The sequence below is a fragment of the Streptomyces sp. NPDC048483 genome, from assembly GCF_040651455.1.
Classification (GTDB): Bacteria; Actinomycetota; Actinomycetes; order Streptomycetales; family Streptomycetaceae; genus Streptomyces.
In genome coordinates, this window is sequence record NZ_JBEZJZ010000052.1 from 45,631 (window position 1) to 55,452 (window position 9,822).

Annotated in this window: 7 protein-coding genes; all 7 read left to right on the plus strand. The window is 71.2% G+C overall.

From position 1 onward, the window contains the following. Positions 1 to 141: 141 nt before the first annotated feature. Positions 142 to 1,620, plus strand: a complete 1,479-nt coding sequence (locus AB0D04_RS24550; protein WP_362707056.1) for a sugar transferase — start codon at positions 142 to 144, stop codon at positions 1,618 to 1,620. A gap of 73 nt (positions 1,621 to 1,693) precedes the next feature. Further along, positions 1,694 to 3,019, plus strand: coding sequence for a nucleotide sugar dehydrogenase (locus tag AB0D04_RS24555; RefSeq protein ID WP_362707043.1), 1,326 nt, complete (start codon positions 1,694 to 1,696; stop codon positions 3,017 to 3,019). Then, on the plus strand, positions 3,009 to 4,289 hold the full coding sequence (locus tag AB0D04_RS24560) for a glycosyltransferase family 4 protein (protein WP_362707044.1): 1,281 nt from the start codon (positions 3,009 to 3,011) through the stop codon (positions 4,287 to 4,289). The genes AB0D04_RS24555 and AB0D04_RS24560 overlap by 11 nt, the downstream gene beginning before the upstream one ends. Further along, complete coding sequence (locus AB0D04_RS24565) at positions 4,286 to 5,683, plus strand: Wzz/FepE/Etk N-terminal domain-containing protein (protein WP_362707047.1); 1,398 nt, start codon at positions 4,286 to 4,288, stop codon at positions 5,681 to 5,683. Before AB0D04_RS24560 ends, AB0D04_RS24565 begins: the two co-directional genes overlap by 4 nt. Beyond that, on the plus strand, positions 5,680 to 7,206 hold the full coding sequence (locus AB0D04_RS24570; protein WP_362707050.1) for a Wzz/FepE/Etk N-terminal domain-containing protein: 1,527 nt from the start codon (positions 5,680 to 5,682) through the stop codon (positions 7,204 to 7,206). The genes AB0D04_RS24565 and AB0D04_RS24570 overlap by 4 nt, the downstream gene beginning before the upstream one ends. Before the next feature lie 3 nt (positions 7,207 to 7,209). Further along, positions 7,210 to 9,144, plus strand: coding sequence for an asparagine synthase (glutamine-hydrolyzing) (gene asnB, locus AB0D04_RS24575; RefSeq protein ID WP_362707052.1), 1,935 nt, complete (start codon positions 7,210 to 7,212; stop codon positions 9,142 to 9,144). 17 nt (positions 9,145 to 9,161) lie between these two features. Next, positions 9,162 to 9,822, plus strand: a 661-nt coding sequence (locus AB0D04_RS24580) for a zinc-binding alcohol dehydrogenase (RefSeq protein ID WP_362707054.1), incomplete at its 3' end; no start/stop codon positions are given.

The window sequence follows — 9,822 nt, forward strand, 5'->3', positions numbered from 1 at the left end:
GGGGCCTCCCGGGGAAGGAACAGCGCGGCGCGGGGGGCGGGGGCCTTCCGAGGGGCGGAACAGTGCGGGGGGCGGGGCCTCCCGGGGGGAGGAACCGTGTGGAGCGAACACCTCGAGCCCACTGGCGACCTGGGCGGGTCTGTGCAGCAGGGGGAATTGGTCAGCCCGTTGCTATCGGCGCGCGGGCGTCCGGTGAGCAGGGCAATCGGCCGGCCCGCGATCGACTGGGAGCAGCGGTACCGCCGTGCCGTGATCACCAGCGATACCGTGGCCACCGCCTTCGTGGTGGCGGCGATCGGCGGCTTCTTCGGGGTCCGGGACTCGGCCAACTGGCACGAGAATTGGGGATTCCTCGCATTCGGCACCGAGCTGCTGGTGCTGGGAGCGCTTGCGGTGAGCCGGTCGTGGGCTCCGGCCGTGCTCGGCCAGGGCGCCGAGGAATTCCGCCGGCTCGGACGCTCACTGTTCACGGCGGTCGTCGTACTGGCGCTCGGCGGGATCGCCCTCACCTCGCGCAACATCAAGCTCTGGATCTTCGTCGCGATCCCGGCGATCGCGCTCTTCACCATGACCGCGCGGTATCTGCTGCGCCTCTGGCTGCATAAACAGCGGAAGGAAGGACGGTGCCTGAGACCGGTGCTCGCTGCCGGGAGCCCGGCCACCGTGCGCGACCTGATCGCCCGAGTCCGTAAGTTCCCGCACCTCGGCTGGCGGGTGGAGGCGGTGTGCACACCGGACGGTCTCGGGCTCGACGGTGACCAACTGGACGGCGTGCCGGTCGTCGGCCCACTGACGGACGTCGCGGGCCACGTCCGCCGCGACGGCTACCGTGTCGTCGCGGTCACACCGGACCCGCACTGGTCACCGGACCGGCTGCAGCGGCTGGCGTGGAACCTCGAAGGCAGCGATGCCGAGATGGTCGTGGCCCCCGTGCTGATGGAGGTGGCCGGCCCGCGGCTGCACGTCGACGCGGTGCTCGGGATCCCGCTGCTTCGGGTCAGCATGCCGACCTTCACCGGGGGCCGCCGGGCGATCAAGGGGGTCGTCGACCGGATGGGCGCGGCGGTCCTGCTGGTGCTGTTCGCGCCGCTGATGGTGCTCGTCGGGCTGCTCGTGCTGGTGGACAGCCGGGGTGGGGCGTTCTACCGCCAGCGCAGGGTCGGCAAGGCCGGCCGCGAGTTCACCCTTCTCAAGTTCCGCACCATGGTCGCCGGGGCTGACGGGGCACGTGCCGAGCTGGCCGACCTCAACGAGGGCGCCGGCCTGCTGTTCAAGCTCCGCCGGGATCCGCGGGTGACCCGGTTGGGAGCGGTGCTGCGCCGGTACTCGATCGACGAGCTCCCGCAGCTTTTCAACGTGCTCACCGGCTCGATGTCGCTCGTCGGTCCGCGGCCTCCGTTACCGGAGGAGTCCGCTGCGTACGGCCCGGACATCCGGCGGCGGCTGCTGGTCAAGCCCGGGCTCACCGGCCTGTGGCAGATCAGCGGACGCAGCGACCTGCCGTGGGAGGAGGCGGTCCGGCTGGACCTGCGGTACGTGGAGGACTGGTCGCTCGCCCTGGACACAGTGATTTTGTGGAAGACGCTGCGTGCGGTGCTTCAGGGCCAGGGGGCCTACTGATGCGCGGGGGGCGTCGTCCGGTCGGCACGCGGATGGCAGGCCAAAAGGGCCTGCCTGGGGGGAGGAACGGGTCATGAGGGTCAGTGTCTTAGGGCTCGGCTACGTGGGCTGCGTGTCGGCCGCGTGCCTGGCCAGTCTGGGTCACGAGGTCATCGGGGTGGACGTGAACCAGGTGAAGGTCGACCTGGTCAACGACGGCAAGGCCCCGGTGGTCGAGGAGCGGATCGGCGAGCTCATCGCCGAGGTCGTGCGGGCCGGAGCGTTACGCGCCACCGGCGACGTCCGCGAGGCGATCATGGGCAGTGAGGTGTCGCTGGTCTGCGTGGGCACGCCGTCGGAGCCCAACGGCAGCCTGTGCACCACGTACTTGGAGCGGGTCACCGAGCAGATCGGTGCCGCGGTGGCGGATCGTCGTGGGCGCAGTGGGCGCCAGACCGTCGTCTTCCGCAGCACCATGCTCCCGGGCACCTGCCTGAACCTGCTGGTACCGATCCTGGAGAAGTACGCCGGCGGCACGGCCGGCGTGGACTTCGGGGTCGCGGTCAACCCGGAGTTCCTGCGCGAGGGCACGAGCGTGCGGGACTTCTTCGACCCGCCCAAGACCGTCATCGGCGAGCTCGACCCGGCAAGCGGCGACGTGGTGGCGGGGCTGTACGACGGCTTGCCCGGCGAGGTGTTCCGGGTGCCGGTCCCGACGGCCGAGGCGATCAAGTATGCGGACAACGCGTTCCACGGCCTCAAGATCGGCTTCGCGAACGAGCTGGGCGCGGTGTGCCAGGCGCTCGGGGTGGACTCGCACCAGGTGATCGACGTGTTCCTGGCCGACCGCAAGCTGAACATCAGCCCCGCCTATCTGCGGCCCGGCTTCGCCTTCGGTGGCTCCTGCCTGCCCAAGGACTTGCGCAGCCTGGTCCACGCGGCGCGACGGGCCGACGTCTCGGTGCCCATCCTCTCCCACGTGCTGCCCTCCAACTCCGCACATCTGCAACGCGCGGTGGAGCTGGTCGAGCGCACCGGCAAGCGTCGGGTGGGCCTGTTCGGGCTGTCCTTCAAACCCGGCACCGACGACCTCCGCGAGAGCCCGCTCGTCGAGCTGGCGGAGCGGCTCTTCGGCAAGGGTTACGACCTGCGGATCTATGACCCCAACGTGAACCTCTCCCGGCTGCTCGGCGCGAACCGCGAGTACATCGAGACCCGGCTGCCGCACCTCGGGCAGCTGCTTGCGGACTCCGTCGGCGAGGTGCTCGAGCACGCCGAGGTGTGCCTGGTCGGGACCAGGGAGCCGGCCGTGCTGTCGGCGCTGCCCCATGGCGAAGGACCGGTGCTGATCGACCTCATCCACCTTCCCGACGCCGAGGCGCGCCGGGCCGAACCGGGGTACGTGGGCCTTGCTTGGTGACACATCGTTTGATGACACAGCCAGCGGCGACCGGCCGGAGCGGCGCGCGCTGATCCTGGTGGAGAACCTGTCGGTGCCGTTCGACCGGCGGGTGTGGCAGGAGTGCACGACGCTGCGCGACGCGGGCTGGAAGGTGCACGTCATCTGTCCCCGGGGGGAGAAGCGGGACACAGAGCCGGAGGCGGAGATCGACGGGGTGCGGATCCACCGCTACCCGTTGCGCGCGGCCACCGGAGGTCCCGCCGGCTACCTGCGGGAGTACGGAACGGCGTTGTGGCATACGGTCCGGCTGGCCCGGAAGGTCGGCCCGGTCGACGTGGTGCACGCCTGCAACCCGCCGGACCTGCTGTTCCTGCCTGCACTGTGGCTGAAGCGGCGCGGGGCGCGGTTCGTCTTCGACCAACACGACCTCGTACCGGAGCTGTACCTCTCCCGGTTCGACCGCGGCAAGGACCTGCTCTACCGCGCCGTGTGCGCGCTGGAACGGCGGACCTACCGGGCCGCGGACGTCGTGCTCGCCACGAACGAGAGCTATCGGGACGTCGCGGTGCGCCGTGGCGGCCGACGCCCTGCGGACGTCTTCGTGGTGCGCAGCGCGCCCGACACCGACCGGTTCCATCCGGTGCCGCCCGAGCCGGAGTTGAAGCGCGGCAAGCCTCATCTGCTGTGTTACCTCGGCGTCATGGGCCCGCAGGACGGCGTCGACTACGCCTTGCGGGCCCTCGCGACGCTGCGCGACGAGCTCGGGCGGACCGACTGGCATGCGGTGTTCGTCGGCGCCGGCGACGCCTTCGACTCGATGGTGGAGCTGTCCCGGCGGCTCGGGCTTACAGAGCAGGTGCAGTTCACCGGGCGCATTCCGGACGCCGACCTGGTGCGCTACCTGTCCACCGCGGACGTGTGTCTCTCCCCCGACCCGCGCAATCCGCTCAACGACGTGTCGACCATGAACAAGGTCCTGGAGTACATGGTGATGGGCCGGCCGATCGTCTCGTTCGACCTGCGGGAGGCGAGAGTCTCCGCCGGTGACGCCGCCGTCTACGCGCCCGCCAATGACGAGGCTGCATTCGCCAGGCTCATCGCGCTGTTACTGGACGATCCGGAGGAGCGGGCCCGGATGGGCAAGGTCGGCCAGGAGCGGATCAGCGGGCAGCTTTCCTGGCGGAACTCGCAAGCGTCGCTGCTCGCCGCCTACGCCGCTGCCTGCCGTGACCACACTCCGGTGTCGGCGGGCGCCCCGGTCCGGACAGGGAAGAGGCCGCGCCGTTGAGCGAGGACACGATACGCCTGGTCACGATCGGGCGGATTTTCCGTCGGCGCCGGCGGCTTCTCGCCGTCGTCGCCGTGGTGGGCGCGCTCGTCGGCTACGGCGCCTCTCTGCTGTTCCCGCCGAGTTACACAACCTCGACATCGGTACTGCTGGCGGGGCCGTGGGAGGAGCGCGAGCTGCTGACCCAGGCGGAGATCGCGGCCAGTTCGGCGGTCGTCGACCGCGCGGCTGCCACGCTCGGCCGGACCGGCGTCAGCGGCAGCGAGCTGCGGGATCGGGTGAGCGCCAAGGCCGCCGACGGGAACATCATCAAGATCTCGGGTACGGCCGACACCCCGGAGCGCGCGCAGCGGCTCTCCGACCAGGTGGCCCAGCAATTCGTCACCTTCGCCGCGCGGATCGCAGGCGACAACACCGACCCCGACGCGGCGGCGGGGCCCGAGGCACTGCGGCAGAAGGTGGTGCAGGCCAACCGCCGCATCACCGACCTGGCCAATGCAGCCGATCCGGGGCAGACCGTGGAGAGCGTGCGGACCCGCACCGAGCTCGAGAAGCTGCGCACCGCGTTGCAGGAGGCCATGAAGAAGCTGGACGAGGCCGACCCGGCGACCAACAAGGCCACCATGGTCGTCATGGGGCCGGCGGCCCGGCCCACCGGCGAGGCACCGCCGACGAGGAGGCAACTCATCGTCGCCGGGGCGCTGCTGTTCTTCCTGCTCGCGGTCATCGGCCATCTCACCGCCGCACGGGCGAGCCGCCGACTGCGCACCGAACCGGAGATCGCCGCGGCGCTGGGCTCGGCGCTGCTGGGTACCGTCGACGTGCCTGGAGAACGGCCCGCGCACCGGCCAGAAGGCCGTGGCCCGCGGGCCTGGATCCGCCGGCTCCTTGGCGTTGACACCCGGTGGGACATACCGACCCCGCGGATGTCCGGCGACGAGGCCGGCAGGCGGATCCGCTACCGGCGGGTGTGCGCTCGCCTCCGTGACCAACTGCCGGGCCCTGGAGGGCTGTTGGTCGTCGTACCGGACGGCGACGAGATCGCCCTCCGAGCCGCCGGGCAGCTCGTGGCCGAGGCCAAGAGCGATCCTTCCCCAAGCTCTTCGAGCAGGGGATACCCCATGCTGCGGGTGGTGGAAGTCTCGGTGGACCGGCCACTGGTGCCGGACCGCGACACCGAGTCCGGTGCCCTGGTCGTGCTCAGCGCGGGCAGCTGGACCGCAGGGGAGCTCGCCGGCATCGCCGAGGCGTGTGCGGACGGCAGGCATGAGGTCGTCGGCATCGTCGTCGCCGGCATGGTCCGGGCCCGTCCGACGCGGACTGCCGGCCACCCTCCGGACGACGCCACTCCGGCGCTCGCGGTTCGCGGCCACGCGACGGGAGGTTCAGTGTGACGACGAGCAAGACTTCGGAGTCGTCGGCCGCCGCTCCGCTGCTGGACCTGCAGGCGCTGGTGGTGGCGGTGCGCAGGCGCCGCCGCCTCTGGTGCTCCATGGCGCTCCTTGGGCTTCTGGTCGGCGCGGCGGTGGCGGTCGTGCTGCCGCCGCCGCCGACCGCGGTGACCAAGGTGCTGGTCGTGCATCAAGAGGACCAGCCGAACGACACCGGAACGCTGATCCGCACCGACGTCGAGCTGCTGGGGACCACCCGGATCGCCGGCAAGGCCCGGAAATTCCTCAAGTCCCCGGAAAAACCAGAGGACTTCATGCGGGACTACCGGGGTACCGGCCTGACCAACAACCTGCTGCAGATCGATGTGACAGGTGACAGCGACGCGGAAGCGGTGGCCCGGGCCAAGGCGCTGGCCGATGCGTTCGTCGCGGACCATGTGAAGCGGATGCGGGAAGCCGCGAAAGCCGAGGCCCGGGCCCTGCTCGACCAGCGTGACCGCATGCGGAACGAACTCGCCAAGGTCAACAAGGCGATCGGAGACCGATCGCCGGAGAGCGACCCGAAGGCGTCGGCGAGCATCGAGTCGCTCTTCGCCCGCCGGGCCGAGCTCACCGCGCGGATCGCCGATTTCGACCAGCGCGCCGAGGAGGCGCGCATCGGCACACCCCAGCTCATCGCCGGCACTCAGATCGTGGACGCCCCGCGCGCGGTGCGGCACTCCCTGCCCAAGGCCGCTGCCACCAATGCCGCGATCGGGCTCGCCCTCGGGCTCGTCCTCGGGCTCGCGGTGGCCGCGGTCGGCGCGGTGGTGGCGGACCGCCCCGTGCTGCGCCGGGAGATCGCGGCGAACCTGGGCGCCTCGGTCATCGCGGAGCTGCGCCGCGCGCCCCGCCGGCCGGCCAGGCTGTGGCAGCGCCGACGGAACCGCGCGGCACGCGAACGGCTCACCGCGACCCTGGCCCGCACCGTGCGTGGCTCCGCGGAACCGGTGTCGCTGCTGGAACTGGGCTGTGCGCGCAGCACGAGCGTGATCGCCCTGGACCTCGCCAGGGTGCTGGCGGCGGAGGGGCCGGTGGTCATCATCGATGATCTGCCGGGCCTGCAGCGCGCCCACCGCGGCCAGAAGCCAGGAGGCCCGGACGTGGTCGGCGTCGAGCGTGCCGCGGCCGTGCCGCATCAAGTGCGCCGACTCGGCGTCGGCTCGGTCGCGCCCGGCACGGCGTGGACCGGCCTCCCGGGCCTCGGTACTCAGACCGTGCTCGTCGTGCGTGCCGGGCACGGCAGCGCCGCATGGCTGCACACCGTGGCGCGACAGCTCGCGGACCTGCTCATTCCGGTGATCGGTGTGGTGCTGATCGACCCCGATCCGCGGGACCGGACCGACGGCACCCTGTGGGACGGGCTCGACACTGCGCTGCGCGGCCACAACGAGCGGCTGGCCCGGGAGAACGTGACGGGCCGGCTGTCGACGGAGCGGCCGTCATGGGCGGTACGGGTCCCGGACATCGACCAGGAGGCGCGGTAGGACATGTGTGGCATCGCAGGCACTTACCGATGGCCGGACGGGAAGGTCGTGACCGACCGGCTCACCGATACCCTCGCCCACCGCGGTCCGGACGGGGCGGGCCGGTACAGCCACCCCGCCGGTGACGGCGAAGTGCACCTCGGGCACCGCCGGCTGAGCATCATCGACCTGTCCGAGACCGGCGCCCAGCCGATGGTCTCGGGCGGCCTCGTCCTGACGTACAACGGCGAGCTGTACAACGCGCCCGAGTTGCGTGCCGAACTGGCAGCCGCCGGGGTGCGTTTCCGCGGTACCTCCGACACCGAGGTGCTCCTTGAGGCCTGGCGGCGCTGGGGCACCGACTGTCTGCCTCGGCTGCGCGGCATGTTCGCGTTCGGCATCTTCGACGAGCGCACCGGTGAACTGGTCCTCGCCCGTGACCAGTTGGGCATCAAGCCGCTGTTCCTGCTCCGGCGCGGCGAGGGCCTGGTGTTCGCCTCCGAGCTCAAGGCGCTTGCCGCCGTGACCGGTGGGTCGCTACAGGTGGACCATGCGGCGCTGGTGGCCTCGCTGCTGTACTACTGGGTCCCGGACTCGCGCTGTGCGTTCCGCGAGGCGGAGAAGCTGCCGCCGGGGAGCTGGCTGCGGTGCCGGCCCGACGGCCGGGTGGAGCGCGGCCGGTACTGGAACCTGAAGGACGTCGCCGCCGAGGGCCGGGAGCGGGCCCGGGACGGCGAACAGCCGGACTTGGCCGCCATCGTCGAGGAGTCGACCCGGCAGCACCTGCTCTCCGACGTACCCGTGGCGGCCTTCCTCTCGGGCGGTCTCGACTCCAGCTACCTGACCGCGCTGGCGGCCCGCCACCAGCCCGGGATCTCCGCGTACACGATCGGGTTCCGCCCCGAGGACGCCAGGTTCGAGGCGATGCCGGACGACCTGCGCTACGCCCGGCAGGTGGCCGAGCGGTTCGGCGTCGACCTGCACGAGATCGAGATCGCTCCGAATGTGCTCGATCTGCTGCCGCAGATGACGTACCACCTGGACGAGCCGATCGGCGACCCCGCCGCGATCAACACGTTCCTGATCTGCTCGGCCGCCCGAGAGGCCGGGGTCAAGGTGATGCTCTCGGGGATGGGTGCCGACGAGCTGTTCGCCGGATACCGCAAGCACCTGGCCAACCTGCTCGCGCTGCGCTACCAGCGCGTCCCGCGGCCTCTGCGGCGCGGGGTGTCCAGGGCGGTGGACCGGCTGCCGGTCGCCACGGCCCGCCGCGGGTACCGGTCGGTGCGCTTCGCGAAGCGGTTCCTCTCCTTCGCCGAACTGCCGGAGGAGACCGCGTTCCGGCGCAGTTACACCATGTACGACCAGGACGAGCTGCTCGCCCTGGTCGATCCGGACCTGGCCCCGGCGGTCGAGGACGTGCTGACCGAGCACGCGGACATCTATCAGGACAACGACCTCGACGACTTCGTCAACCGCATGTGCCTGGGTGACGCCCGGATGTTCCTGCCGGGCCTGAACCTCGCGTACACGGACCGCTCCAGCATGGCCGCGTCGACCGAGGTGCGGGTGCCGTACGTGGACGTCGAGGTGGTCAAGGCGGCGTTCGCCGTACCCGGCGACCGCAAGATCGTCGGACGGCAGGGCAAGGCCGTCCTCAAGGAAGCGGCCACCTCGATCCTGCCCCGGGAGATCGTCTACCGGCCGAAGGGCCTGTTCAGCGCCCCGCTGCGCGCCTGGATGAGCCGGGATCTGGCACCGCTGGTGCGCGAGGTGGTGCACGACGGCGTGCTCGTCAACTCCGGGCTTCTGCGCCGCGACGCGCTGGCGCGGATGGTCGCCGAGGACGCCGCCGGGCAGCGGGACTTCTCCAAGCATCTGTGGCATGTGCTGACCCTCGAGTACTGGTATCGCGGCGCGACCTCCGGGTCCGAACAGAACGCTCACGTGACGGCGTAGAAACAAGGGGACTTCGGGTGAAACAGGTTGTGCAGAACTACAAGAGCGGCGAGCTGGCGGTGCTCGACGTGCCGGTGCCGGGGTGCAAGCCGGGCGGTGTGCTGGTCCGCACCGCCTACTCGCTGATATCCACCGGGACCGAGCTCATGAAGGTGTCCGAGGCCGGCATGTCGATGCTGGGCAAGGCCCGCTCCCGCCCGGACCAGGTGGCCAAGGTCATGCAGAGCGTGGCCACCAACGGTGTGCCCGCCACCTACCGCAAGGTGATGGGCAAGCTGGACTCCTACACGCCGCTGGGCTACTCGCTGTGCGGGGTGGTCGAGCAGGTCGGCCCCGGGATCGACGAGGTGAAGGTCGGCGACCTCGTGGCCTGCGCCGGCAACGAGCACGCGCTGCACGCCGAACTGAACTGGGTGCCGAAGAACCTCTACGCTCCGGTGCCGGACGGCCTCGCGCCGCGGCACGCGGCCTTCGGCACCGTCGGGTCGATCGCGATGCAGGGCGTCCGCCGCGGCGAACCACAACTCGGCGATGTGGCCCTTGTCATCGGCCTCGGCCTGATCGGGCAGCTGGTGGTGCAGCTCCTCGCCGCCTCCGGGGTCCGTGTCGTCGGGGCCGACCCCGACCCGGTGCGCTGCGAGCTCGCCGCGCGCCTGGGTGCCGCGGCCTGCGGCGATC

What these genes read in the sequence shown, in the direction of transcription:
- AB0D04_RS24555 (WP_362707043.1), top strand. Translation starts at nt 1,694, where the DNA reads ATGAGGGTCAGTGTCTTAGGGCTCGGCTACGTGGGCTGCGTGTCGGCC.
- asnB (WP_362707052.1), top strand. Translation starts at nt 7,210, where the DNA reads ATGTGTGGCATCGCAGGCACTTACCGATGGCCGGACGGGAAGGTCGTG.